28 protein-coding genes are annotated in these 25,365 nt (G+C 64.3%); 15 read left to right on the forward strand and 13 right to left on the reverse strand.

The genetic code is table 11. The features are described 5' to 3' along the window. Window positions 1–67 precede the first annotated feature (67 nt). The 6 genes from NCG91_RS20805 to NCG91_RS20830 all read left to right on the forward strand — a co-directional run bounded on the left by NCG91_RS20805 (window position 68) and on the right by NCG91_RS20830 (window position 4,897). The gene (locus tag NCG91_RS20805) at window positions 68–2,209 is read left to right on the forward strand and encodes an FUSC family protein (RefSeq protein ID WP_251351028.1); all 2,142 of its coding nucleotides are present in this window, start codon (window positions 68–70) and stop codon (window positions 2,207–2,209) included. A gap of 86 nt (window positions 2,210–2,295) precedes the next feature. After that, the gene (locus NCG91_RS20810; protein WP_251351029.1) at window positions 2,296–3,435 is read left to right on the forward strand and encodes a cytochrome-c peroxidase; all 1,140 of its coding nucleotides are present in this window, start codon (window positions 2,296–2,298) and stop codon (window positions 3,433–3,435) included. Window positions 3,436–3,701: 266 nt separating this feature from the next. Then, complete coding sequence (locus tag NCG91_RS20815; RefSeq protein ID WP_099665485.1) at window positions 3,702–3,899, forward strand: hypothetical protein; 198 nt, start codon at window positions 3,702–3,704, stop codon at window positions 3,897–3,899. Window positions 3,900–3,965: 66 nt separating this feature from the next. Beyond that, window positions 3,966–4,346, forward strand: a complete 381-nt coding sequence (locus tag NCG91_RS20820; protein WP_251351030.1) for a glutaredoxin family protein — start codon at window positions 3,966–3,968, stop codon at window positions 4,344–4,346. Window positions 4,347–4,420: 74 nt separating this feature from the next. After that, complete coding sequence (locus NCG91_RS20825; RefSeq protein WP_251351031.1) at window positions 4,421–4,612, forward strand: hypothetical protein; 192 nt, start codon at window positions 4,421–4,423, stop codon at window positions 4,610–4,612. Between the two features lie 96 nt (window positions 4,613–4,708). Beyond that, window positions 4,709–4,897, forward strand: coding sequence for a hypothetical protein (locus NCG91_RS20830; RefSeq protein ID WP_099665483.1), 189 nt, complete (start codon window positions 4,709–4,711; stop codon window positions 4,895–4,897). 64 nt (window positions 4,898–4,961) lie between these two features. Here the strand turns inward: NCG91_RS20830 and NCG91_RS20835 are convergent, their stop codons facing one another. Next, on the reverse strand, window positions 4,962–5,516 hold the full coding sequence (locus NCG91_RS20835; protein ID WP_099665482.1) for a cob(I)yrinic acid a,c-diamide adenosyltransferase: 555 nt from the start codon (window positions 5,514–5,516) through the stop codon (window positions 4,962–4,964). 150 nt (window positions 5,517–5,666) lie between these two features. Between NCG91_RS20835 and NCG91_RS20840 the strand changes: the two genes are divergently transcribed. The 3 genes from NCG91_RS20840 to glcF are packed head-to-tail and all read left to right on the forward strand — an operon-like array spanning window position 5,667 to window position 9,487. Further along, a complete protein-coding gene (locus NCG91_RS20840; protein ID WP_251351032.1) occupies window positions 5,667–7,157 on the forward strand; it encodes an FAD-linked oxidase C-terminal domain-containing protein in 1,491 nt (496 codons plus the stop codon). 16 nt (window positions 7,158–7,173) lie between these two features. After that, complete coding sequence (gene glcE, locus NCG91_RS20845) at window positions 7,174–8,244, forward strand: glycolate oxidase subunit GlcE (RefSeq protein ID WP_251351033.1); 1,071 nt, start codon at window positions 7,174–7,176, stop codon at window positions 8,242–8,244. Window positions 8,245–8,248: 4 nt separating this feature from the next. Next, the gene (gene glcF / locus NCG91_RS20850) at window positions 8,249–9,487 is read left to right on the forward strand and encodes a glycolate oxidase subunit GlcF (protein WP_251351034.1); all 1,239 of its coding nucleotides are present in this window, start codon (window positions 8,249–8,251) and stop codon (window positions 9,485–9,487) included. On the opposite strand, the gene NCG91_RS20855 is transcribed toward glcF, so the two are convergent. From NCG91_RS20855 to NCG91_RS20870, 4 genes are all read right to left on the reverse strand, one after another. Then, on the reverse strand, window positions 9,480–11,591 hold the full coding sequence (locus tag NCG91_RS20855; RefSeq protein ID WP_251351035.1) for a putative bifunctional diguanylate cyclase/phosphodiesterase: 2,112 nt from the start codon (window positions 11,589–11,591) through the stop codon (window positions 9,480–9,482). The genes glcF and NCG91_RS20855 overlap by 8 nt on opposite strands. 185 nt (window positions 11,592–11,776) lie before the next feature. Continuing rightward, window positions 11,777–12,262, reverse strand: coding sequence for a glutathione peroxidase (locus NCG91_RS20860; protein WP_251351036.1), 486 nt, complete (start codon window positions 12,260–12,262; stop codon window positions 11,777–11,779). A 1-nt stretch (window position 12,263) separates the two neighbouring features. After that, entirely contained in the window at window positions 12,264–13,403 is a 1,140-nt protein-coding gene (locus NCG91_RS20865) for a PilT/PilU family type 4a pilus ATPase (protein WP_285817188.1), read from the reverse strand. Between the two features lie 3 nt (window positions 13,404–13,406). Next, entirely contained in the window at window positions 13,407–14,450 is a 1,044-nt protein-coding gene (locus tag NCG91_RS20870) for a type IV pilus twitching motility protein PilT (RefSeq protein ID WP_251351037.1), read from the reverse strand. A gap of 70 nt (window positions 14,451–14,520) precedes the next feature. Between NCG91_RS20870 and NCG91_RS20875 the strand changes: the two genes are divergently transcribed. Continuing rightward, on the forward strand, window positions 14,521–15,222 hold the full coding sequence (locus NCG91_RS20875; protein ID WP_251351038.1) for a YggS family pyridoxal phosphate-dependent enzyme: 702 nt from the start codon (window positions 14,521–14,523) through the stop codon (window positions 15,220–15,222). Window positions 15,223–15,244: 22 nt separating this feature from the next. Further along, window positions 15,245–16,075: a pyrroline-5-carboxylate reductase gene (gene proC, locus NCG91_RS20880; protein WP_251351039.1), complete on the forward strand. Its 831-nt coding sequence runs from the start codon at window positions 15,245–15,247 to the stop codon at window positions 16,073–16,075. Window positions 16,076–16,087: 12 nt separating this feature from the next. On the opposite strand, the gene NCG91_RS20885 is transcribed toward proC, so the two are convergent. From NCG91_RS20885 to NCG91_RS20920, 8 genes are all read right to left on the reverse strand, one after another. Beyond that, window positions 16,088–16,804: an anti-sigma factor gene (locus NCG91_RS20885; RefSeq protein WP_251351040.1), complete on the reverse strand. Its 717-nt coding sequence runs from the start codon at window positions 16,802–16,804 to the stop codon at window positions 16,088–16,090. After that, entirely contained in the window at window positions 16,801–17,358 is a 558-nt protein-coding gene (locus NCG91_RS20890) for a sigma-70 family RNA polymerase sigma factor (RefSeq protein WP_251351041.1), read from the reverse strand. Before NCG91_RS20890 ends, NCG91_RS20885 begins: the two co-directional genes overlap by 4 nt. A 216-nt stretch (window positions 17,359–17,574) precedes the next feature. Continuing rightward, the gene (locus NCG91_RS20895; protein ID WP_099665472.1) at window positions 17,575–18,132 is read right to left on the reverse strand and encodes a DUF3455 domain-containing protein; all 558 of its coding nucleotides are present in this window, start codon (window positions 18,130–18,132) and stop codon (window positions 17,575–17,577) included. A gap of 89 nt (window positions 18,133–18,221) precedes the next feature. Continuing rightward, entirely contained in the window at window positions 18,222–18,569 is a 348-nt protein-coding gene (locus tag NCG91_RS20900) for a hypothetical protein (protein ID WP_077399688.1), read from the reverse strand. Beyond that, window positions 18,566–18,952, reverse strand: coding sequence for a phage holin family protein (locus NCG91_RS20905; RefSeq protein ID WP_251351042.1), 387 nt, complete (start codon window positions 18,950–18,952; stop codon window positions 18,566–18,568). Before NCG91_RS20905 ends, NCG91_RS20900 begins: the two co-directional genes overlap by 4 nt. Before the next feature lie 56 nt (window positions 18,953–19,008). Further along, window positions 19,009–19,365 carry an ElaB/YgaM/YqjD family protein gene (locus NCG91_RS20910; protein ID WP_099665471.1) on the reverse strand — a complete coding sequence of 119 codons (357 nt, stop codon included), beginning with the start codon at window positions 19,363–19,365 and terminating at the stop codon, window positions 19,009–19,011. 108 nt (window positions 19,366–19,473) lie between these two features. Next, on the reverse strand, window positions 19,474–20,328 hold the full coding sequence (ubiA, locus tag NCG91_RS20915; protein WP_251351043.1) for a 4-hydroxybenzoate octaprenyltransferase: 855 nt from the start codon (window positions 20,326–20,328) through the stop codon (window positions 19,474–19,476). A 77-nt stretch (window positions 20,329–20,405) separates the two neighbouring features. After that, on the reverse strand, window positions 20,406–21,344 hold the full coding sequence (locus tag NCG91_RS20920) for a hydrogen peroxide-inducible genes activator (protein WP_099665470.1): 939 nt from the start codon (window positions 21,342–21,344) through the stop codon (window positions 20,406–20,408). Window positions 21,345–21,478: 134 nt separating this feature from the next. Between NCG91_RS20920 and NCG91_RS20925 the strand changes: the two genes are divergently transcribed. The 4 genes from NCG91_RS20925 to NCG91_RS20940 all read left to right on the forward strand — a co-directional run bounded on the left by NCG91_RS20925 (window position 21,479) and on the right by NCG91_RS20940 (window position 25,328). Beyond that, window positions 21,479–21,718 carry a DUF3717 domain-containing protein gene (locus tag NCG91_RS20925; protein ID WP_077399697.1) on the forward strand — a complete coding sequence of 80 codons (240 nt, stop codon included), beginning with the start codon at window positions 21,479–21,481 and terminating at the stop codon, window positions 21,716–21,718. Window positions 21,719–21,762: 44 nt separating this feature from the next. Further along, window positions 21,763–22,245, forward strand: coding sequence for a D-glycero-beta-D-manno-heptose 1-phosphate adenylyltransferase (rfaE2, locus tag NCG91_RS20930; RefSeq protein WP_251351044.1), 483 nt, complete (start codon window positions 21,763–21,765; stop codon window positions 22,243–22,245). A gap of 126 nt (window positions 22,246–22,371) precedes the next feature. Beyond that, window positions 22,372–23,856 (forward strand): hypothetical protein, encoded by a 1,485-nt coding sequence (locus NCG91_RS20935; protein ID WP_251351045.1) that lies wholly within the window; start codon window positions 22,372–22,374, stop codon window positions 23,854–23,856. After that, window positions 23,853–25,328 (forward strand): hypothetical protein, encoded by a 1,476-nt coding sequence (locus NCG91_RS20940; RefSeq protein WP_251351046.1) that lies wholly within the window; start codon window positions 23,853–23,855, stop codon window positions 25,326–25,328. Before NCG91_RS20935 ends, NCG91_RS20940 begins: the two co-directional genes overlap by 4 nt. Window positions 25,329–25,365: the final 37 nt, after the last annotated feature.

Raw genomic sequence — 25,365 nt, forward strand, 5'->3', positions numbered from 1 at the left:
GCTGCACTGCAACATTTTTCGCCCGGGAATGCTACGATGACGCTTTGATACCCTTTCAAAGTCCAACTTGTATCTCAGGAAACTTCACCGCCGTTCGCGCGCACTGGCCGGCCGCTGGCTGACGGGCGTGCACGCCTATACCGACACCCTGGCGCAGCGCCGTCCCCTGTGGATGGTCAGCCTGGCCATCGATGAAACGAATCTGTCCGAAGGCTTGCGCGCCGCGTGCGCCTCGAGCGCCATGCTGCTGCTGGGCCTGCTCTTCGACCACCCCGATTTTTCCTGGGCCGCCATCGGCGCCTTCTGGACGTGCCTGGCCGACGCGGCCGGCACGCGGCGCATGCGTTTCGTCTCGATGGTGGGTTTCGGCTTGCTGTCGACGGTGGCCGGCGGCCTGACGGCGCTGGCGGCCGGCCATGGCGTGGCGACGGCCGCCATCGCCGTGCTGCTGTTTTCCTGGGCCGGCGCGCTGGCGCGCATCTGGGGCGCGGCCACGGGGCAAGTGGCCATCCTGGCCGCCACGGCCTGCGTGGTGATGGTCACGCATCCGCTCGCATCGATGACTCAGACGGCGCCTTTCCTGGGTTTGTACATGTTCGGCTGCCTGTTCGCCACCGTGCTCAGTTTTACCGTCTGGCGCATCCACCCGTTCGGCCCGAGCCGGCGCGCCATCCGCGCCGCGTATTCGCGCCTGGCCGGCATCGCGCGCGACAATGCGCGTTTCCTCGCACATGATGCGGCGCAGGCGGACGTTGCCGCGCATGGCGCCAGCTACCGTTCGCAGGCGCGCGCCGCGCTGGAAGCGGCGCGCGTGGCGCTGGCCGCCGTACCGCCCGCGCGCGCGGGCCGCAGCGCCCTGTACGACAACCTGCTGCTGGCGCTCAGCGACGCCGAACGCATCTTCGCCTATCTGATCGCCGTCACGCATACGTGCGAGCGCGAGCAGCAGCGCCTGCGCCAGGACCCGCGCGCGCGGCGCAGCCTGGAAGTGATGGCCGTGCTGCTGCGCCGCCTGGGGCAAGCCGTGCAGCGCCAGCCGGAAACGCCGCCGCTGGAATTGCAGCGCCGCCTGGCTGGCTGCGGACGGCGCCTGGAAGCGGCGCTGGGCGCCTTGCTGCCGCTGCGCCTGAACGTGGACTTCATGGAGCTGGGCTTGCCGCGCGCGGCGCAGCTGCCGTGGCGCGAAGCGGCTTTCCTGGCGCTGGGGCAGGCGTGGCAGACGGCGAAAGTCAACGCCACGCCGCAGTCGCTGAGCTGGCGCCATGCGGCGCGCGTGTCGCTGGCGACGACGGCCGGCTTCCTGCTGGTCGAGGCCTTGCACATTCCGTTCGGCTACTGGGCCACCATGGCGACCTTATTGATACTGCAGCCGTCCGTGTCGACCACCTGGCCGCGCGGCATCGAGCGGGTGGCGGGCAGCGTGCTGGGCGCCGTGCTGGCCGTGCTGATCGGCCTGGTCATTTACACGCCGCTGGGCATCTCGCTCGTGGTGTTTCCCCTGATCGTCGCCACCATGGCCTTGCGCCGCGTCAGCTACAGCCTGCATGTGCTGTTCATGACGCCCGCCTTCGTGCTGGTGGCCGACTATGCGGCGCCGGCCAGCGAGATGGTGTATGCGATGAGTCGTCTGGGCAACAATGTGCTGGGCTGCGTGCTGGCCTTGCTGGCCACGTTTTTCCTGTGGCCCGACCGCGAGGCGGACGACCTGGACCAGCGCCTTGCGAAGGCAGTGTCGGCCAACCTGAAATACCTGCTGGCCGTGCTGGCGGCGGGCGGCAAATGGGACAGCGCCATCGCGCGCCTGCGCCGCGAGGCGGGGCTGGCCAGCAATAACGCGGAACAGGTCTTGCAGCGCTTGCGCATCGAGCGTCGCCTGGACCGCAGCAGCGGCGTGGGCCTGGCGGCGCTGCGCACCTTGCCGCTGCTGCGCCGCGTGGCGGGCAGCACGGCGCGCATCAGCCTGAGTCCCCAGGCCGAGCCGGCGCCGCCCGCACTGCAGCAGTGGATCGCCGGCGTCAGCGGGGAAATCGACGCCTTGCTGCGCGGCGCCGCCGACGCCAGCGCGCCTGGTCCCTGCGTTGCCGACAGCCTGACGCCGCTGCAGGCCGATGCCGTGGCGCAAGTGCAGCTGCTGCGCGGCTTGCTGCGCGAACATGTGCAGGCGCAGGCGGAGGAAACGCCGGGAAAATTGACGCAGATCGCCGAATAGACAAGCCCTGTCCCCTTTCGCTGTGCTGTTGCCATGTTGCTGGTTATCATTGGTCGAAGCCAGCGTACAAGAGAGGAATGAGCGACGTGTATAGATTTACAGCAGGAAAGACCGGATGGGTGGCCGCAGCGCTGCTGGCCATGACAGTGGGATTGCCTGCAGGAGGGGATGCGGCGGCGCGCGAAGCCACTACCACCGTTTGCGCCACGCCGGCGGGCTGGAATGCAGCCTGTCTGCGCCAGGCGTATGCCCGTCCCATTGCCGACTGGCCCCGTCCGCACCTGCCCGTCGGCGTGGCCGCCGCGGAAATGGCGCCCGTTTCGGCCATACCTGTGCCGCCCGTGGCACCGGCCGTCGCGGCGCTGGGGCAGCGCTTGTTCAACGACCCGCGCTTGTCGCGCGCGAACGCGGTGGCCTGCATCAGCTGCCACAGTCCCGCGCACAGCTTCGCCGACAGCAAGCGCGTTTCCGTGGGACACGAGGGGCGGCTGGGACAGCGCAATACGCCGGGCTTGCTGGGCGTGGCGCAGGTCAGGATGCTGTTCTGGGATGGCCGCGCCAGCACCCTGGAAGAGCAGGCGCTGGGCCCCTTGCAGCATCCGGATGAAATGGCGGCCGTGGCTGCGCAATTGCCCGCCAAGCTGGCCGCACAGGGCGACTACCCGGCGCAGTTCGACGCGGCTTTTGGCCAGGGCGCCGGCGTGACCTTGCCGCGCATCCTGACGGCGCTGGCCGACTACCAGCGCACCCTGCTGCCGCCCGTCACGCGTTTCGATACCTTCCTGGAGGGCGAACGCACGGCCTTGAACGACCGCGAGCTGCTGGGCCTGCACCTGTTCCGCACCAAGGCGCGCTGCATGACGTGCCACAGCGGCGCCTTGCTGACGGACCAGCAATTCCACAACCTCGGGCTGAGCAATTACGGTAGCCGCAAGTATGAAGACCTGGGGCGCTATCTGGTGACGGGCAAGAATGAGGACGTGGGCAAGTTCCGCACGCCGGGCTTGCGCGGCGTGGCGCAATCGGGGCCGTGGATGCACAATGGCGCGTTCGCGCAGATGGTGGGCATGTTGAACATGTATAACGCGGGCATGTCGCGCCCCGTGCCGCAGAACGCACAGCAGGCGGCCGATCTGAAGTTTCCCGTCACGTCGCCCCTGTTGCAGCGCTTGCAGCTGACGTCCGATGAAATCATCGCGTTGAAGAGTTTTCTGGAAGTGCTGTAGCCGCTCGGCCGGCTGCGCCCGCAGCCGGCCTTTACTTGCTTGCGGCGCCGATATTGTATAGACGTTTGGCGCCTCCCAATCTCTCCAAATTCCACATTCAAGAGGCTTTCCCGATATATTTTCTAAATTGGAAATTTATCGAAAGGAAACGTTGACTCTAAAATAAGTGCGGTCTATATTCGATTTTGTACGATATAAATTCTATAAGGTAATAAGCAGTTAAGCGCAAGTGGCATTGTTTTTCCACGTCAATCGAAAGGTAGAAAATGTTTAAGAAGATCGCACTTTTCCTGTTCGCCGTCGGTGTCAGCGCGTCCTATTCGGTGGGAGCAGCCGGCAATGGTTTGAGCGACTGCCAGCGCGAGTGCTATGGCAGCTTTACCGATTGCCTCGACTCTGGCCATTCCAGCAACACGTGCAAGGATTTGTTAAATGCATGCAAGGCCGATTGCGCCTTGAATTAAGAAAACCAGGTGTGCCGGGGCGCAAGCATTGCTCCGGCTTGGAAGTAACGACGTCAAGGTGGCTTCATGATGCAAAAGAAAATTAAAACCATTGCCATGTATTGCGTGATTCTGGCCGCCGGCCTGGGCAGCGGTTATGGCCTGTCTTTATTGCCTGGTTTATTCAAATCGACTTACACGGAAGGCAATTACGCCGCGTATTTCCCGAATGCCCAGGCGAAGGTGGTGTTGTACGGCACGGACTGGTGCGGCTATTGCGCCAAGACGCGCGCGTACTTCAAGGAAAACAAGATCGACTTTGTCGATCTCGATATCGAAAAATCGCCGGAAGCGAAAAAAGCCCATGAAGAACTCGGCGGCGGCGGCGTGCCCGTGGTGTTGATCGGCAACCGCAAGATCCAGGGTTTCAATACGGGCGCGCTGGAAGCGGCGCTGAAGAAAATCTGATTGCCGGATGGCGCGTAAGAGACGGCGCGCCATGGATGTTGCCCCTCGTCTGACATTTCTGCAAAGGAGTACCGATGTTTAAAAAACTGGGTTTCTTTTTGTTTGCCATGGGCGTCAGCGCCTCGTACGCGATCGCCGGCGGCGAACCGGAATGCTATTCGCAATGCGATGAAGGGCTGGACCAGTGCATGACCGACCATCCAAGGTCGCCAGGCGCCTGCACCAAGATTCATCAGATGTGCTACAACAGCTGCGCGCAAGAGTAGCATTCAATAAAGTTTGCCGGCAGGCCAGTACGCTGGCCAGGCCGGCTGCATCACTTCATCCATCCTGCCGTCCCTTATTGCCGCAAAGGAGTGCTTATGTTCAAAAAGCTGGGTTTCTTTCTGTTCGCCACGGGCGTCAGCGCCTCGTATGCCATGGCCAGCAGTACCGCCGATATATCGGAATGCCAATCCGAGTGCTATATGGCGCTCGATGCCTGCGTCATGGAGTTCAGTGTTCCCTCATGCGTCCGTGCCAATAAAGCGTGTCTTCAGGCCTGCGGCTGAGTAACACCCGGTCAGCCGGATAAAGCATGGCGATGCGGTTTGACAGGCATCGCCGTTTTTTATTTCATCCCCGCGTGCGGTCATGCCGCCACAGCACGTCGCTGCCGCCGGCAAAGCGGTTCAGCACGCGCGACAGTACGAACAGCAGGTCCGACAGGCGGTTCACGTACTGGCGCGGATGTTCGTGCAGCGGTTCCGCATTGGCCAGCGCGACGATGCTGCGCTCGGCGCGGCGGCACACGGTGCGGCACACATGCGCCAGCGAGGCGGCGCGCGAACCGGCCGGCAGGATGAATTCGCTCAAGGCCGGCAAGTCCGCATTGTATTTCGCCAGCAGGTCGTCGAGGCGCAGTACGTGCTCTTCCTTGATCAGCTGGTAGCCGGGGATGCAGATTTCTCCGCCCAGGTCGAACAGATCGTGCTGGATGGCCACCAGTTCGTCGCGCAAGGCGTCGGGCATGGCTTCGCACAGCAGCAATCCCAGATTCGAATTGAGTTCGTCCACGTCGCCCATGGCGTGGATGCGGACACTGTCCTTGCTGGTGCGGCTGCCGTCGCCCAGGCCGGTGCTGCCATTGTCGCCCGTGCGCGTGGCGATTTTCGAAAGTCGGTTGCCCATGATGTCGATCCTGTAAAGAAGAATGGGGGCAGCATACGACACCGCGCGCCGCCTGGCCCCGGATTTGCCCGCAAATAGGACAAAAAATGCGCTGCGCGCCGCTTTTGTGCTTACAATCGTTGCACGCCCATGCACTTTTGCTCACATCCTATGCTCAATGCCGCCCCTGAATCCGGATTGACCGCCGCGCGCCAGCAAGCCGTCGTCGCGGCCCTGCTGGCCGTGCTGCCGGCCCGTTGCGTGCTGTCCGACGCCGAAGATACGCGCCCGTACGAATGCGATGGCCTGGCCGCCTACCGCCAGCTGCCGATGGTGGTGACGTTGCCGGATACGGAAGAACAGGTCATCGCCATCCTCGGCGTCTGCCGCGCGTTGAAGGTGCCGATCGTGCCGCGCGGCGCGGGCACGGGCCTGTCGGGCGGCGCCTTGCCCATCGCCGACGGCGTGGTGCTGTCGACGGCGCGTTTGAACCGCATCGTGCGCCTTGATGCGTATGCGCGCACGGCCGTGGTGCAGCCGGGCGTGCGCAACCTGGCCATTTCCGAAGCGGCGGCGCAATATGCCTTGTACTACGCGCCCGACCCGTCCTCGCAAATCGCCTGCAGCATCGGCGGCAACGTGGCGGAAAACTCGGGCGGCGTGCATTGCCTGAAATACGGCTTGACCGTGCACAATGTGCTGCGCGTGCGGGTTGTTACCATTGACGGTGACGTGCTGGAACTGGGCGGCGAATGCCTGGACTCGCCCGGCCTCGACTTGCTGGCCGTCTTCATCGGCTCCGAAGGCATGCTGGGCATCGTCACGGAAGTGACGGTCAAGCTGATCCCGAAGCCGGCCACGGCGAGGGTCATCATGGCATCCTTTGACGACGTCGTCACGGGCGGCAATGCCGTGGCCAATGTGATCGCGGCCGGCATCATCCCGGCCGGCCTGGAAATGATGGACCGGACCTCGTCGCGCATGGTCGAACCGTTCGTCAAGGCCGGCTACGACATCGACGCGGCCGCCATCTTGCTGTGCGAAGCGGACGGCACGCACGAGGAAGTGGAAGAGGAAATCGCCCGCATGACGGCCGTGCTGGAAGGGGCGGGCGCCAGCGCCATCGCCGTGTCGCAGTCGGAAGCGGAGCGCATGAAATTCTGGTCCGGCCGCAAGAACGCCTTTCCCGCGGCGGGACGCATCTCGCCCGACTACTACTGCATGGACGGCACGATCCCGCGCAAGCGCCTGGCCGAAGTCCTGACGGGCATCGCCGGCATGGAAACGACGCATGGCTTGCGCTGCGCCAACGTGTTCCACGCGGGCGACGGCAATTTGCACCCCTTGATCCTGTTCGACGCCAACATGCCCGGCGAATTCGAGCGCGCCGAAGCGTTTGGCGCGGACATCCTGGCCCTGTGCGTGGCCGTGGGCGGCACCATCACGGGCGAACATGGCGTGGGCATGGAAAAGATCAATTCCATGTGCGTGCAATTTACGCGCGCCGAACTCGATGCCTTCTTTGCCGTCAAGCGCGCCTTCGATCCCCACGCCTTGCTGAACCCGGACAAGGCGATTCCCACCTTGAACCGCTGCGCCGAATTCGGCAAGATGCATGTGACGGCGGGACGCCTGCCGTTCGCCAACCTGCCCCGTTTTTAATTTTCCGGAGACTCTTTTGCAAGCGATAGCGGAACAATTCAGGCAGCAGATCCTGGCGGCCAGCGCGGCAGGCCGCCCCTTGCGCCTGCGCGGCGGCGGCACGAAAGACTGGTATGGCCAGCAGCTGGCAGGCGAGGTGCTCGATACGCGCGCGTATGCGGGCATCATCGACTATGAACCGACGGAACTGGTGATCACGGCCCGCTGCGGCACGCCGCTGGCGGACATTGAAGCGGCGCTGGCCGCGCGCAACCAGATGCTGGCCTTCGAGCCGCCCCATTTCGGGCCGGGCGCCACGGTGGGCGGCGTCGTCGCCAGCGCCCTGTCCGGGCCGCGCCGCGCCAGCGCGGGAGCCTTGCGCGACTTTGTGCTGGGCGCCGTGCTGATGGATGGCCATGGCGAGCGCCTGGCCTTCGGCGGGCAGGTGATGAAGAACGTGGCCGGTTACGATGTCTCGCGCCTGCTGGCGGGGTCCCTGGGTACCCTGGGCCTGATCCTGGAAGTGTCGCTGAAAGTGCTGCCCTTGCCGCTGCGCGAAGCGACCTTGCGCCTGGAATGCGCTGAAATTGCCGCCTTGCGCATGCTCAATGAATGGGCGGGCAAGCCGCTGCCCATTTCCGCCAGTTGCTGGCATGACGGCGTCTTGAGCGTGCGCCTGTCCGGCGCCGAGGCGGCCGTGTCGGCGGCCCTGACATCCTTGAATGGCGAGCTGCTGGTGCAGGAAGACGCGGCCGCCTTCTGGCTGTCCGTGCGCGAACAGACGCACGATTTCTTCGCGGGCGCGGGCAGCCTGTGGCGCCTGTCGCTGCCGCCGCACGCCAGCGCCGTGATTTTAAAGGGGCGCCAGCTGATCGAATGGGGCGGGGCGCAGCGCTGGCTCAAGCTCGACGGCGACGCCGATGCGGCAGGCAGCCAGCACATCCGCCAGGCCGTGGCCGCGCTTGGGGGCCACGCCACCCTGTTCCGCGGCGGCGACAAGGCCGTGGGCGTGTTCCACCCGCTGGCGCCGGCCATTGAAAAAATCCACCAGCGCCTGCGGCACGCTTTCGACCCGGCCGGCATCTTCAACCCGCACAGAATGACTTGAGCGCATGCAAACCAATCTCGCCGATTTCATCAAGAACACGCCGGCAGGCGACGAAGCCGAAGCCATCCTGCGCGCCTGCGTGCATTGCGGCTTTTGCACGGCCACCTGTCCCACCTACCAGTTGCTGGGCGATGAACTCGATGGCCCCCGTGGACGCATCTACCTGATCAAGCAAGTGCTCGAAGGCGCGCCCGTCACGGCCAAGACGCAGACGCATCTGGACCGCTGTCTGACCTGCCGCAACTGCGAATCGACCTGTCCCTCGGGGGTGCAGTACGGGCGCCTGGTCGACATCGGCCGCAACGTCGTCGAACAGCGCGTGCAGCGCCCCTTGCGCGAACGGGCGCTGCGCTTCGCCCTGAAGGAAGCCTTGCCGCGCCGCTGGCTGTTCACGCCCGTGTACAAGGCGGGGCAGGCGCTGCGGCCCTTGCTGTCGAAAGGTTTGCAGGACAAGCTGCGTCCCGGAGAAAAGGCAGGTGCATGGCCCGCGCGCCGGCATGTGCGCACCATGCTGCTGCTCGACGGCTGCGTGCAGCCGGCCATGTCGCCGAACATCAACGCGGCCACGGCGCGCGTGCTCGACGCCCTGGGCGTGCAATTGATCGTCGCGCCCAGGGCGGGCTGCTGCGGCGCGCTGCGCCATCACTTGAACGACCAGGAAGCGGCGCTGGACGACATGCGCCGCAATATCGACGCCTGGTGGCCCTACGTAGATTGCGTGGACAGCGCGGAAGCCATCGTCATGACGGCCTCCGGCTGCGGCGCCACGGTGAAGGAATATGGCCATCTGCTGGCGCACGACGCCCGCTATGCGGACAAGGCGCGGCGCATCGCGGCATTGACGCGCGACTTGTCCGAGATCATGCCCGCGTTTGAAGCGGAACTGGTTGCGCTGCTGCAAGGGCGCATCGGCAAGCGGGTGGCGTACCACCCGCCGTGCACGCTGCAGCACGGCCAGCAGGTGCGCGGCAAGGTGGAGCAGGTGCTGCGCGCCGTCGGCGTCGACGTGCGCCTGTGCGCCGACAGCCATCTGTGCTGCGGTTCGGCGGGCACGTATTCGATCCTGCAGCCGGCACTGTCGCAACAGTTGCGCGACAACAAGGTGGCGAACCTGGAAGCGTGCGAGCCGGAGATGATCGTGTCGGCGAATATCGGCTGCCTGAGCCACCTGCAGTCGGGCACGGAGACGCCCGTGCGGCACTGGATCGAATTGATCGATTCCGCCTTGACCCCGGTCAAATAGACACTTCGTTGTACTGCGCGATGCGCCATTGCGGCGCCGGGATGAAATTGTTGGCCCATTCCAGCACGGCGTCGGCCGGCATGGGGCGGGCGATGCCGTAGCCTTGCGCCAGGTCGCAGCCCAGCTGGATCAATCGCGCGCCATGCTCGACGCTTTCCACGCCTTCGGCGATCACCGTCAAGCTGAAGGAGCGGGCCAGGCCGATGACGGCGCGCACCAGGTGCAGGTCGTCGCGGTCGTTGAGCATGTTGCGCACGAAGCTCTGGTCAATCTTGACGATATTCGCCGGCAGGCGTTTCAGGTATGACATCGACGAGTAGCCGGTGCCGAAATCGTCGAGCGCAAACGTGATGCCCAGCGCCTGGCAGGCGCGGATGATGCGGCGCACGTCTTCGATGTCGTGCAGGGCCGACGATTCGAGGATTTCCAGTTCCAGCATGCTGGCGCGCACGCCGGGAAATTCGCCGAGGATGGTTTCCAGGCGCGAGACGAAGTCCGGTTGCTGGAAGTGGCGCGCCGCGATATTCACGCTGACCACCCAGTGCTTGCCGCAAGCGACCCAGCGCTGCATCTGCCACAGGGCCTGGCGCAGCACCCATTCGCCGATGTCGATGATCAAATCCGTCTGTTCCACCAGCGGCAGGAATTGCGCGGGCGCCAGCACGCCGCGGCGCGGGTGCTGCCAGCGCAGCAGCGCTTCCATGCCCACCACCGTGCCGGCGCGCATGTTCACCTTGGGCTGGTAGTACAGCCGCAGTTCGCCATTGATCAGGGCCTGGCGCACTTCCGTGCGCTGGTTGTGGTGGGTGCGCACTTCTTCATCGAGGTTGGTGTCGAAGAAGTGGTACTGGTTGCGCCCCGTCAGTTTTGCCTGGTAGACGGCGTGGTCGGCGTGGCGCAGCAGGCTTTCCGTATTCAAGTCCTTGCCCGCGTAGACGGCGATGCCGACGCTGGCCGTCACGTGCAGCGCCTGCTGGTCGCCCTGGTAGGGGCGGCTCAGTTCCTGCAGCAATTGCGTGATGTTCTGTTCGATGCTGGCGATGCTGGCCTGGCCGCACAGCAGCAGGACGAATTCATCGCCGCCCAGGCGCGCCGCGTAGTGGATCTGGCCCGTAAAGCCGTGCAGGCGGCCGGCCACCTGCTTGAGGATTTCATCGCCCGCTTCGGCGCCGTAGCGGTCGTTGATGGCCTGGAAATGGTCGAGGTCGAACAGGCAGACGGCCAGCAGGCGCTGGCGTTCGCGCGCCAGGAACAGCTCCTGTTCGAAGCGGGCGGCCAGCGCGGCGCGGTTGGGCAAGCCCGTCAGCACGTCATTGTAGTTTTGCCATGACAGCTTTTGCAGCGCCTGCTGCATGTGCACGGTTTCGTTCAACTGCTCGCCCAGCTGGCGCTGGCTGGTCTTCAGCGAGGTCAGCAATTCTTCGATATCGCCGGCCATGCCGTTGAACGACTGCGACACGGCTTGCGCTTCGGGCGTGGCGCCGGCCGCCAGGCGCACGGCGAAGTTGCCATCGCGGAAGCGGTCCGTCGCCTGCACGAGCCGCGCCAGCAGCTTGCGGTGCGACGCCAGGATCAAGCCCAGCAGGAGGAAGACGAGGACGATGTTGATGGTGCTGAGGACGGCCTGCCCGCGCACCCGTTGCCACACCTGCGCCAGGGGCAGGCCGGGCGTGTAATGCACGTCGAGGATGCCGTCGCCGCCATCCGGCAGTGCCACCGTCAGGCGGCTGCGGATGGCCGCCATGCCCGCCAGGCGTGCAAACCAGGCCGGCACGCCGTCGGCCAGCGTGTCGGTCAGCTTGTTGTCGGCCAGCACTTCGACATGCGCGCCAGCCGTATCCCAGCGCATGGCGGCGAGGCTGCGGTTCAGCGGCAGGGCGCTGCGCAGCACTTGCCGCACGCTGTCGTGCATCGCATGCCGGTCCGTATGCACGGCCAGCGGCAGCACGCTATTGGCCAGGAACAGGTCGAGTTGCCGGGCTTCGCTCTGGTAGCGGGCATTGGCCAGCGCCGTTTCCGTCCCGAGCAGGGCGTGATAGCGAAAGGCGGAAACGGCGAGTATCAGGAAGGTAATAGGGATGAAGAGGCGGGAATAACTGCCCATCCGCATCCATGAAGATAATATTTTCCCAAAGACTGGCATCGTTTTATGATCGATATCTGCGAATAATTATGTAAACATTATCACCGATATTTGCTATTTGAAACACAATATTGATATCAAGCATGAAATAAATACAGTTTTATTGATTTCACATGATTGTTGTCTTAAGTCAAAGTATTGCGCTTCTACTCTTGTAGCAATTGCCGTATGTCGTCCGCCAGGCTGGCCGGCTTGCTGGCCGTCGCATAGCGGCGAAATACGCTGCCATCCTTGCGCACCAAAAACTTGGTGAAATTCCATTTGATCGATTGCGTGCCCAATATGCCGGGCGCCGCCTGTTTTAATTGCGCAAAGACGGGATGGGTATGCGGGCCATTCACGTCGACCTTGGCAAACAGGGGAAAGGTGACGCCGAAGTTTTTTTCGCAAAAGGCGCCAATTTCCTCGTTCGAGCCCGGTTCCTGCTGGCGGAATTGATTGCAGGGAAAACCCAGCACGACCAGGCCCTGGTCGTGGAATTCGCGGTACAGCGTTTCGAGCCCCTGGTATTGCGGCGTGAAGCCGCATGCGCTGGCCGTATTGACGATCAGCAATACCTTGCCCTTGTAGCGCGCCAGGTCGATCGGCGTGCCGTCCAGCGCCTCGGCCTGGAAATCGTGGATGCTGGTCATGTCAGAGGAGTCCCAGTTTGGTGGCGCCCGCCTGCGGGGCCGGTTCCGGCGCCGTTGCGCCCTTGAGCTTGATCGTCAGGCGCAGGTCGTTGACGGAGTCCGCATTGCGCAGCGCGTCTTCATAGCTGATGGCGCCCGTCTCGTGCAGGTCGAACAGGGCCTGGTCGAAAGTCTGCATGCCATGCTCGCGCGATTTTTTCATCAATTCCTTGATCTCGTGCACCTGGCCCTTGAAGATCAGGTCGCTCATCAGCGGCGAATTGAGCAGGATTTCCAGCGCCGCCTGGCGCCCGCCGCCATCCTTGTTGGGGATCAGCCGCTGCGAAATCATGCCCTTCAAATTCAGCGACAGGTCCATCAGCAACTGCTGGCGCCGCTCTTCGGGGAAGAAATTGATGATGCGGTCCAGCGCCTGGTTGGCGTTGTTCGCGTGCAAGGTCGCCAGGCACAGATGGCCCGTCTCGGCAAACGCGATGGCGTGGTCCATGGTGTCGCGGTCGCGGATTTCGCCGATCTGTATCACGTCGGGCGCCTGGCGCAGGGTGTTTTTCAGGGCCGTGGCCCAGTCGTCCGTATCGACGCCCACTTCGCGCTGGGTGACGATACAGTTGCCGTGCGGATGGATGAATTCCACGGGGTCTTCGATGGTGATGATGTGGCCGTGGCTGTGGGCGTTGCGGTGGCCCACCATGGCCGCCAGGGTGGTCGACTTGCCGCAGCCCGTGGCGCCCACCATGATGACGAGGCCCCGCTTGCTCATCACGATGTCTTGCAGGATGGCGGGCAAACCCAGCCCAGCGAGGCTGGGGATGGCGGTATTGATCAATCGCAAGACCATGCCTGCCTGGCCCATCTGCACGAAGGCGGATACGCGGAAGCGTCCGAGCCCCTCCGGGCTGATGGCGAAATTGGCTTCGCGGCTGGACTCGAACTCGGCCGCCTGGCGCGCGTTCATGACGGCGCGCACGTAGCCGGCCGCCTGTGCCGCGTCAAGCGCGCCGCCAGCCAGCGGCGTCAGCTTGCCGTCGAGCTTGATGGCGGCGGGAAAGCCGGCCGTGATGAACAGGTCGGAGCCGCCCCGTGCGCGCATCTGCGCCAGCAGCGCGTGCATGGCGCCATAGTGTTCGTGCGTCGTCTGCATGGCTTATCCGGGGAAGTTTTCAGGGGACTTGGCGGCCGAGCGGGCCGTTTCCGCCGAGATCGTGCCGCGCCGCACCAGGTCGGTGAGGCACTGGTCCAGGGTTTGCATGCCCACGTTGCTGCCCGTCTGGATGGCCGAATACATTTGCGCCACTTTCGCTTCGCGGATCAGGTTGCGCACGGCCGGCGTGGCCAGCATGATTTCATGCGCGGCCACGCGGCCCGCGCCGTCTTTGGTTTTCAGCAAGTTTTGCGAAATGACGGCTTGCAAGGATTCGGACAGCATGGCGCGCACCATTTCCTTTTCCTCGGCGGGGAAGACGTCGATGATGCGGTCGATCGACTTCGCCGCCGACGAGGTGTGCAGGGTGCCGAACACCAGGTGGCCCGTCTCGGCCGCCGTCAGCGCCAGGCGGATGGTTTCCAGGTCGCGCAATTCGCCCACCAAAATCACGTCCGGGTCTTCGCGCAGGGCCGAGCGCAGCGCATTGCTGAACGAATGCGTGTGCGAGCCCACTTCGCGCTGGTTGATCAGGCATTTCTTCGGTTTATGCACGAACTCGATCGGGTCTTCGATGGTCAATATATGGTGGTTCAGGCGCTCGTTGACGTGGTTCACCATGGCCGCCAGGGTGGTCGACTTGCCGGAACCCGTCGGGCCCGTCACCAGCACGAGTCCCCGCGGACGCATGGCCAGCTCGCCGAAGATGCGGGGGGCATTGAGTTCTTCCAGCGTCAGCACCTTGGAGGGAATCGTGCGCAGCACGGCCGAGGCACCGCGTTCCTGGTTGTAGGCGTTGACGCGGAAGCGCGCCAGACCGGGAATCTCGAACGAAAAATCGCATTCCAGCGCTTCTTCATACGCCTTGCGCTGGCTGTCGTTCATGATGTCGTAGATCATGCTGTGCACTTCCTTGTGCTCGAGCGGCGCCACGTTCAGGCGGCGCACGTCGCCATTGACCCGTATCATCGGCGGCAGGCCGGAAGACAGGTGCAGGTCGGAAGCCTTGTTGCTGACGGAGAAAGCGAGTAGTTCGGAGATGTCCATTTATAATCCCTGTGCCTGCATTGATGGGCTGGCGCACCGTGCCGCCGCCCCTATACACTAGAAAATGATTATGTCCACAATCGAACAGAACTTGCAAGCCGTGCGCGACAGTATTGCGCAGGCCGCCTTGGAGGCGCAGCGCGCCCCTGGTGACGTGACCCTGCTGGCCGTGTCGAAAACCTTCGGCGCGGACGCCGTGCTGGCAGCCATGCACGCGGGCCAGGCGGCGTTTGGCGAAAATTACCTGCAGGAAGCGCTCGACAAGATTAGCGCCGTCAAGCTTGCGCTGCCGCAAGGCGCACCCGTCTGGCATTTCATCGGCCCCATCCAGAGCAACAAGACGCGCCCCATCGCCGAACATTTTGACTGGGTGCATACGGTGGAACGGGAAAAGATCGCCGCGCGCCTGTCCGAGCAGCGCCCGGCCGGCTTGCCGGACTTGAATATCTGCCTGCAAGTCAATATCAGCGGCGAAGCCAGCAAGAGCGGCGTGACGCCGGCTGACTTGCCGGCGCTGGCGCATGCCGTGGCGCAACTGCCCCGTTTGCGCCTGCGCGGCCTGATGGCCATCCCCGAGCCGGAAACGGATGTCAACCTGCAGCGCGCCGCCTTTGCGCAATTGCGCGCGCTGTACGACCAATTGAAGGCGGACGGCCTCGCGCTCGATACCTTGTCGATGGGCATGTCGGCCGACTTGCGCGCCGCCGTGCTGGAAGGCGCCACCATCGTGCGCGTGGGCAGCGCCATTTTCGGTTCCCGCACTTACTCTTAACTGATTGATAGAAAGCATAGCCATGACGACAGAATTGAATATCGCCTTTGTAGGCGGCGGCAATATGGCTGCGGCCCTGATCGCCGGCCTGGCGGGTAAATTGACCCTGGGCGGCAACATCCACGTGATCGACCCGCATGCGCCCGCGCTGGAAAAATTGCAGGCGCAATTCGGCGTGACGACGGCTTCCGCCGCCGGCGACGCGCTGCGGGGCGTGGACGTGATCGTGCTGGCCGTGAAACCGCAAAGCATGCGCGACGTGGCGGCGCAGTTGCTGCCCTTCCTCGACGGAAACAAGGCGCCATTGATCCTGTCGATCGCGGCCGGTATCCGCGCGGCCGACCTGTCGCGCTGGCTCGGCGATTACCGCGCCATCGTGCGATGCATGCCGAACACGCCGGCCCTGATCGGCATGGGCATCACGGGCATGGTGGCCAGCAGCGGCGTCAGCGATGAGCAAAAGAAGACGGCGGACGCCATCCTGCGCGCCGTCGGCCAGACCGTCTGGCTCGATGATGAAGCAAAGATCGACCCTGTGACGGCCGTGTCCGGCAGCGGTCCCGCCTATGTGTTTTACTTTATCGAAGCGATGCAGCAGGCGGCCGCCGAGCTGGGCTTGACGCCGGAGCAGGGCACGCAGCTGGCCATCGCCACGTTTACGGGCGCGGCGCAGCTGGCGGCGAACTCCAGCGAACCCGTGTCCTTGCTGCGCGAGCGGGTCACGTCGAAGGGCGGCACGACGTATGCGGCGCTCACCAGCATGGAAGAGAGCGGCGTGAAGGCGGCCATCGTCAAGGGCATCAAGGCGGCTGCGCAGCGCGGACGCGAGATGGGAGACGAGCTGGGAAAATAAGTGGTCAAGTAATTACATGACCTTGACGGCGCGGCCGATGTATAAAACCGGCCCCGTCGGCCGGCCCGTGGGCGAGCCCGTTGCCGGTTCCAGGGTGATTTCAAACAGTTGCTCCGGCTGCAGCGGCGGCAGCTTGTCCAATGTCAACTTGAGGCTTTGCCCCGGCTTGACCAGGCCCAGCGAGACGGGCGCACCCCAGTCCTTGCCCTTGGTCCAGAATTGCAGGGCCTTTTGCTGCGGCACGGCCGTCGGCCCCAGCGGGATCAGGCTCAGGTCGCGGTTCTTGCCGCCGCGTCCGCCTGCCTGCACGATCCAGCCCGGCGATTTATCCTGCGGCGCCACCAGCACCACCAGGTAGCCGGGTCCGCTGGGTGTTTGCAGTTGCACGCTGACCAGCACGGCCAGCGCGGCCGTGGCCGCCAAGCCGCCGCCCGCCAGCATTCTCCAGAACGCCAGGCTGTTCCACCACGCTTGCCAGCCGCCCGCCTGCCGCACGGCTGAAGGCGTCAACAGGCTGGCGCTGATGCGCGGCCACAGTTGCGCGGAGGGCGTTTCGGGCGGCGCCAGGGTCGTCAAGGGCAGCAGGCGCCGTTCCCAGGCTTCGACGGCGTCGCGCAAGGCTTCGTCGCGCGGCAAGCGCTGTTCCACGTCCGCCCGTTCGACCAGCTCCAGGGTGCCCAGCACGTATTCGCTGGCCAGCCTGTGCAATTCCTCGTCGCCGTTGATCATCCCATGCACTCCCGCAAGGCGGCCAGGCCCCGCTTGACCCATGCCTTGACGGTGCCCAGCGGCGCTTGCAGGCGCTGCGCGATTTCGCTGTGGGAACAGCCATCGACGTAGGCGTACAGGATGCTGTTGCGCTTCGATTCGTCCAGGTGGCCGAGGCAATCGTGCAGCTTGCCCAGGTTCGCCTGGTCGGCATAGGTCTCGCCCGCATCGTGGCTGTGGCGTTCGTGCAGCAGGTTTTCCACGGTATCCTCGTCGGCCGGTACTTCATGGGCGCGGGCGCGCGCCACGTCCAGCGCCTGGTGCCGCACCACCACATAGATCCAGCCCTTGCCGCTGCCGCGCGTGGCGTCGAAACTGCCGGCGCGGCGCCAGATATTCAGGAAGGCGTCGTGCAGCACGTCTTCGGCCAGGGCCCGCTGGCGCACGATGCGCAGGGCCACGCCCAGCAGGTAGCGGCTTTCCTGCTGGTACAGGCCATGCAATGCCTGCTGCTCGCCCCTGGCGCAGGCGCGCAGGGCGGCATCGTAATCGTAGGTGGCGGCTTGGGCTGGCAAGGTTGGCGCAATCGTCAAGAGTAAACGGTTAGCAAGTTTTCAAGGCCGAGTATAGGCCAGAAACCCGCTTGCCAACCGTTGTTTTCCTGTTTTACAACGCCTAACAAAACCGTAGCGAGCGGAAGGGAGAGGTGGCTAAGAAGCGCAACCGTACTTTAGTACGGTGAGCATCGCAGGCCGCCTATCACGACGCGCAGCAGGTTTTGATAGGTGTGCTCATGCGGCTTTCCAGAAGATGTAGTCGGCTTGATAGGGCACCCATTGCTTGGCGCCGATGCTTTCCATGCCGCAGGGGCTGCTTGGCGCCACGCCGCCGCTGGTGGCCACGCGCTGGATGTAGCTGACGCCCTGCATGGCGCCGCTGCCCGTGGCCGGATTGGCCTTCACCAGCTGGTACGGGATATTGCCCGCGCCGGCCGGCGCCACGGCCACTTGCGTCGCCGTCACTTTCGAGCCGTCCAGGTTGGCCCAGGTGGCCGGTGGACCGACATACGTGCCCACCTGCATGCCGCTGCGGTCGTTCAAGGCCGCGTCCGGTCCCACGAAAACCCATTCATGGCCCGTCATGTCTTTCTTGGCCTTGCATTCGTAGGCGATCTTGCCTACGCCCACGGTCTGCATGGCCACCTGGTGGCCATCGGGCACCTTGACGGCGTTCGGTAATTGTTCCTGCGAATAGCGCGCGCTCATGGGGGCGCAAGCGCTCAGCAGCAGGGCGGCGCCCAGCACAGCGAGGGCGGGAACGGCGTGGCGTGGGGCGGTGAAGGCAAGCATGGCGAACTCCTGGTAGTTGGCTCAACCGGCTGGTTGATACCATTACTACGCATGGGTCTGCCATTTGGATGCAGCCGGGTCAAAATATTTTATGACGGCGTTTCTTTCTTGCTGAAACGCTGCGCCAGCGCCAGCAGGACGGGCATGGCGGTGGTGGCGTGCTTGAGCAGCGCGCCGCTGGCCCGCAGCAGCGGCAGGATGCGGCGCGGACGCACCAATGCCAGGCCCAGCACGGCGCCGCCCACCATCAGGGGAATTTTAAAGCGCGTGGCCAGGGTGTGGCGCAGATTGCCGCCCGTCAGCGGTTCCAGCAACTGGCGCGTCTGCACGCCCAGGGCCAGGCGCTGCAGCGCGCATTCGGCCAGCAGCGCGTCGCGCCGCTGCGCCAGGCTGGCGGCCGTGTGGACGCTGGACAATTTGGTGGGGTGCGTGGTCATGGCCGCTCCGATCCCCGGCGCGCCAGCAATTGCAGCTCGTCCAGGTCTTTGTTCAGTTCGGAAAGTGTAAAAGAAAGCAGTTTCGGCTTGCTGCGGAAACTGGCGCGCACGCCCAGCAGGGTGGCGATGGCGGCGACGATGAAGACGGCGGCCGTGATGGCGATGGCGGCGATGCGGTGCGTATCCCAGAACAGCACGATGACGAGGAACACGATCAAGACGAGGCCGACAAACAGGCACAACAGTGCCAGCATGGCCAGCGCCAGATAGGACAGGAAGCGCAGCGACTCTTCTTCCATTTCCACGGCCGCCAGGGCCAGACGGGTCTGGACGATGGCGGCGAGGGTCGCTGCGACTTGGGCGACATGGTGCAAGATAGCCATATGCTGCCTTTCGCGTCAGGTGACGGCCTGCGCCGTCGGTACCGCGTCGTTACAATCTAGCGGCGCGACGAGGAAAGCAGCAGACCGAACAGCACGCCGACGACGGCGCCCGCGCCCACGGCTTTCCAGGGATTGTCCTGCACGTATTCGTCGGTGGCCTTGGCCGCCTTCTTGGTGCGTTCGAGCAAGTCTTCTTCCAGCTTGATCAAGTCTTTCTTGGCCGTTTCCAGGGTGGCGATGAACTTGTCCTTGACGGCTTTGACATTCTCGCCCGTCTGATCCTTGGCGCCATCGAGCCAGCCTTCCGCTTCATCGATGACGGTCTTCAAGTCGCCGACCAGTTTGTCGCGGGCCTTGTCGGCGTCGGCGAGGATGCTGTCGCTGCTGGATTTTCCGGTATGTATCGAGCTCATGTATTACCTCATGGAAGTGAAACTGCACAGTGAAATACCAGTGTAGGCAGCTGCGGCCAGGCTTGTCTTGCGCCGCCTCAAGGGCTACCGCGGCGCAAGGGTCATTGCTTAACGGAAAGCAAAGTCCAGTACCACGCCCGCAAATACCGCCGCTCCTAGCCAGTTATTATGCCGGAATGCCGCAAAACACGGCATACGCTCGCGTGCGCGGATCAAGGTGTAGTGATAAACGGCGCAGCCGGCCGCCACCAGCAAGCCCGCGACGAACCAGTAACGCAAGCCCAGATACCAGCCGCATGCCAGCCACAGCAGCAGGAAAACGGCATAGCAGGCCATGACGATGGCCACGTCGTAGCGGCCAAAGGTGATGGCCGAGGTCTTGATGCCGATCTTCAAGTCATCGTCGCGGTCGACCATCGCGTATTCCGTATCGTAGGCCACGGCCCAGAAGACATTGCCCAGCAGCAGCAGCCAGGCGACGATGGGCACGGAACCCGTGATGGCGGCAAAGCCCATGGGAATGCCGAAGCCGAAGGCGATGCCGAGATACGCTTGCGGAATCGCAAAGAATCGCTTGAAATAGGGATAGGTGCCGGCGATGATGACGGCGGCCACGGACAGCTGCTTGGTCAGCGCGTTGAGGGGCAGGATCAGGCAAAAGGCCAGCACGGTCAGCACGCCGGCCACGGCCAGCGCTTCCTTACCGCTGATGCGTCCACTGGTGATGGGACGCTCGGCCGTGCGCTTGACGAATTTGTCGATATCCTGGTCGGCGTAGTCATTGATGGCGCAGCCTGCCGAGCGCATCAGGAAAGTGCCGAGGGTAAAGATGAGCAGCAGCCGCCAGTCCGGCACGCCCTGCTGCGCCAGCCACAGCGCGCACAGGGTAGGCCACAGCAGCAATACGGTACCGATAGGCTTGTCCAGCCGTATCAGGCGGAAATACAGCGCCAGCTTGTTCATGGAAGACTCGATCTTGTTGAAGAGAAAGGTCGATTATCGCAAATAGTATGTAAATGTACTATTTTGCGCCTGGGGCGCTAGTCTTCGTCCTCGCACAGCGGCGTAATGCCCGGCAAGTTGCAGCTGGCGATGGCCGCGCACAGGGCGTCGATGGCGGCCTTGCGCGTGAAACTCTTGCGCCACAGCATGACCACGCGGCGCGAGGGCACGGGGGCGGCGAAGGGCCGGTATTCGAGCATGCCGTCGGTGGCGTGCATATTGGCGACGGAGGCGCGCGGCAAGACCGTCAGGCCGATGCCGCTGGCCACCATGTGGCGGATGGTTTCCAGCGAGGAACCCTCAAACGTGCGCTGCATGCCGTTGCCGGGCGAGGAAAAACGCGCCATTTCGGGGCACACTTCCAGCACCTGGTCGCGGAAACAGTGGCCATTGCCCAGCAGCAGCATGGTTTCCGATTTCAAGTCTTGCGCGGCGATTTTCTCGCGCGCCGTCCATGGATGCTGGCGCGGCATGGCGACGACGAACGGTTCGTCATACAGTTCCTGCATGGCCATGCCGTGTTCGGGCAGGGGCAGGGCCATGATGGCCACGTCCAGTTCGCCCTGGCGCAGCAGTTCGAGCAGGCGAACCGTGAAGTTTTCCTGCAAGATCAAGGGCATCTGCGGTACCTGGTCTATCATGGCCTTGACCAGGGGCGGCAGCAGGTAGGGGCCGATCGTGTAGATCACGCCCAGGCGCAGGGGGCCGGCCAGCGGGTCCTTGTTTTGCTTGGCGAGTTCCTTGATGGCGGCCGTCTGTTCCAGCACGCGCTCGGCTTGCGCAATGATCTGCGCGCCCAGGGGCGTGACGGAGATTTCCGCGCCGCCCCGTTCGAACAGGACCACGCCCAATTCGTCTTCGAGTTTCTTGATGGCCACTGACAGGGTGGGCTGGGCAACGAAGCAGGCTTCGGCGGCGTGGCCGAAGTGCTTCGCTCGCGCGACTGCAACGATATATTTCAGTTCAGTCAGTGTCATAGGTTGATTGAAACACAGGAAGTACTTACTTGCAATGAATGAAAGGTGGCGCAAACGTGAAACTGTGGCGCCGATGGCGTATTGTAGCGGATCGCCCCCTATAATGCGGGACCGGGCGTCGAAGGGAGATGGCGATGGAACTGCGGATGCAGGCGCTGGAAGCGGCGATCAATTACTGGCGTGCCAGGCAACCGGCGCGCGGCAACGAATATGCGCTGTCGCCGCCCGTCAGCCGCCTGGCCGGCGTGTATGCGCTGATGATTTACTACCGGCAAGATCGCATCGCCGAAGAGACCCTGGAACCGGCCGTCGTGGCCCTGATCGATGCCTGGCGCCGGGATGCCGGCGGCATCCAAGGCGATAGCCACGCCTGAGTGCGACCATGGCGTGACCCCATTTAACCCAACCAGAGATATCCATGCCTGATTTTGAAAACAAACTGTGCGGCCGCGACGAATTGCGCGCCCGCGCCGCGGCCCTGCCGAAACCGGTGGTAGTGACGAACGGCGTGTTCGACATTTTGCACCGCGGCCACGTGACCTACCTGGCGCAGGCGCGCGCGCTGGGCGCCTCGCTGATCGTTGCCGTGAATACCGATGCCTCGGTGAAACGCCTGGGCAAGGGCGATGACCGTCCCCTGAACAGCTGCGAAGACCGCATGGCCGTGCTGGCCGCGCTGGAAGCGGTGAGCCTGGTCGTGCCGTTCTCGGAAGACAGCGCCCTGGAAGTGGTGCAGGATATCGAACCGGAAATCTATGCCAAGGGCGGCGACTATGACATGGCGGCCATTCCCGAAGGCAAGGCCGTGCTGGCGTATGGCGGCCAGGCCGTGGCCATCGATTTCGAGCATGACCGCTCGACCACCAAGCTGTTGACGAAAGTGCGGACGCAGCAAGGCTGAGGAGGCTCGTCAATGTTTCCATACAGATAAAAAGACGTTACTATGAGAACTGCCAGGGCTGCGACTTCGTTTCGTCAGCCCCAGCACGTTACACCGTCTGAATGCATTGCTAGTCATAGAAAATAAATGGATCATAAAACTTCTGGGGATTGGCCACTGCCTTCCGGCGCCTGGCACGTGGATGACGAGGGCGCGTGGACCATGCAGCGCAGCGCGGACGGTCAGAACGTCTCGCCCTTGGTGAGCCATGCCGATATCGGCAAGCTGATGCATGCGCGGCGCCTGCCCGCAGCCGCCGGTGCGCCCGTGCGCCAGTTTCCGCCTGAATTTGCGTTCGACCCCGCCTCGGGCGCGGCCTTGCAAGTGCCGCCTGCTACCTCCGCCACGCCGCCCTGGGTGCCGCCCTACGGCGCATCTCCCGTCAGCGACGTGCCGCCAACGGGCCCGGCCGGCCTGCGCCAGGCCAGCGCGCCCCTGAAACTGGCGGACCAGCGCGCGCGCGAAGAGCATGCGCAGGCCGATGTCTCGCTGCCCATGCCGCCGCCCGGCGAATACGAATTCTTTTCCGCCCAGTTCGGCACCAGCGCGCCCGCGCTGCTGGCGCTCGACCCGCGCAAGGCCGTCTTGCACGCCTGGCTTCCCGCCTCGAAACGCTGGCTGGCGCTGGACCCCGACTATGGCAGCTTGCTGGCCGAATCGGACCTGGCCCACGGCGCCTGGCGCGCCGAGCTGGTGCCGGAGTTCAACAGCGTGCTGGTCTTGCCGACCAGCCATGGCCTGGCCTGCATCCGTCCCGACGTGCCGTCGCTGACCTATGTGGTCGAGCATGTGGGCGGCGCGCCGTGCGCGGCCGCGCCAGTCTGGTTCCAGAGCCGTCTGTGGGCGCCGCTGCGCGACGACGATGGCCGCCTCCGCTTCGTCAATCTTGATGCGCAACAAAAGCCGGGCAGCGACGTGCTGCTCGACGGCGTGGTTGACCTGGGCACCGTCAGCGCGCCCGTCGCCTACAACCGCATGGCCGTGTGGCCGTGCGCCAACGGCCAGCTGCGCCTGCAATTGCAGCCGGACGGCAACGTGGCCGCCTCGTTTACGCCCTGGCCAGAAGGACTGGTGCCGCATTTCGAATTCGGCAGCCCCTACGTGTCGCGCGACGGCGGCCTGTGGCAGCTGTGCTTCGAGCGCAGCCGTGGCACCTATGTCTACGTGAAACTGGGCGCGCAGTCCGAACGGGCCGACGCGCTGGCGCCGCGCCTGTGCTCGGGCAGCTTCAATTACCGCTTCGCCACCAAGCTGAAAACGGCGCCGTGGGAAGAGCCGGAACATGGCGACGACGGCGGCAAGAACCAGGCCGTCATGCCGCTGCTGGAATCGAGTGTGGGCAACAGCGTCTTCGGCGTGAAGTTTGCCACCAGCGCCGGCCTGTCGAGCGTGCTGCGCTCGAACGATCGCCTGGCGGCCCAGTTGGTGCAGGACGACGAATTGCGCGAAAACGTGTTCCATACCTTTGCCGTCAGCGAACCGTGGCGCGTGCGCCTGTTTGTGCATGAAGGTACGCTGTGGGCTTACCACCCGCTGCTGTCGCGTATCGATGGCTGGGCCTTGCAGGCATGAAAGCGCGCGTCCTGATCGCGGCCGGCGCCGCCTTCCTCGCCTTCGCCAGCGCCAGCGTGCAGGCCGCCGGCATCCAGCAAGCGTTCCTCGTGCAGAATTCGGGCTGGATGGAGCCGTTTTACACGGATGAACACTCGCAGCTGAAAGCCCTGGTGGGCGCCGTGGCGCAGGCTGCCACAAACCCGTCCGATAAAGTGTATACCCTGGCCTTCAGCCAGAGCAGCGGCGCGCACGTGTCGCCGTCGCTGCTGGGACAAGGGCAGGGCGGCGCCGGCGTGGCGGGCCAGCTGGCCAGCCTGGGCCTGGCGCGCAAGGGCGCCGGCGGCGCGCTGGCCGACACGGATTTCCAGGAAGCCGTGACAAAAACCATCACGGGCCCGTTCCAGTCCGCGTCCGGCATCGTGTGGATCTTTACCAATAACAAGAACAGCCCGAACAACGACAGCCAGACGGCCGAGCGCAACCGCGATTTTTACCGCCTGCTGCACCTGGAACCGTCGATCACCAAGACGGTGGTGTTTCCGCTGCGCATGCCCGTGCAGGGCAAGCTGTACAGCGCCAAGGGCTTGATGGTGTATGCGCTCGCGTATGGCCAGCCGGCATCCGAGGCCTTGACCCGCATCCTGGCCGAAGGGCGGCTGTCGCAAGTGCTGACGCGTCCGCCCGCGCGATTGAAACCGGTGGACCAGGATGCCGTGCGCATCGTGCCCCAGTCCGTCAAGAACAGCGCCAACGTACACGCCAGCCTGGGCCGCGACGGGCGCACCATCGTGCTCGACGTCGATGCGGCGAACCTGGTGCCGCAAGTGGTGCTGCAGGCATCCTTGCAAAACATGTTTTTCCCGTACGTGATCGACAGCGCCAGGGTGCACGCCAGCCTGGCCGGGCAGAACGCGCCGCTGCACGTTGCGCCAGATCAAATCCGCCAGCTGCAGCCGGGCGCCAGCCAGTCCGTGCAAGTGCAGTTCGCGCTGCCGATGGCGCAAATTCCGTCGCCGTGGTCGGCGCAGGCGATCGCCGCCATGGGCAAGCAGGTGCTGCTGCCGATGCAGGCGCAGGTGGGCCTGTCGGAACAGCGGCTGGCGCTGGCGTCCAGCTTCGGCAAGGATTTGCAGGAACTGTTCCCTGGCGACCCGATTTCCGGCATGTTTACGCCGCCCGACAGCGTGCGCGCGTCGCAGGCGACGATACCGCTGCTGGTGCGCATCCAGTATCCGCTGCTGCCCGTGCTGGTGATACTGGGCGGCGTGCTGGCGCTCGTGCTGGGCTTGCTGGCGCTGGGCCTGGTCAGCACGCGCGCCACGCGCTACAAGGTGATGGCCGACGGCGTGCAGCGGCAAGTGTTATTAAAGCCATTTAAAAGCGTGCAGATCCGCGACGATGACGGCCGCGACATTGGCGAACTCAAGCGTGGCTTGGGCAAGCCGTCCGTCGTGCGCGTGGCCGAAGGCCATGCCTTGACCCTGGCCTGAACACAGATTCCTTAAAAATTCCTTCCATTTAACAGAG

The sequence above is a fragment of the Janthinobacterium kumbetense genome (assembly GCF_023703445.1).
Taxonomy (GTDB): domain Bacteria; phylum Pseudomonadota; class Gammaproteobacteria; order Burkholderiales; family Burkholderiaceae_D; genus Janthinobacterium; species Janthinobacterium kumbetense.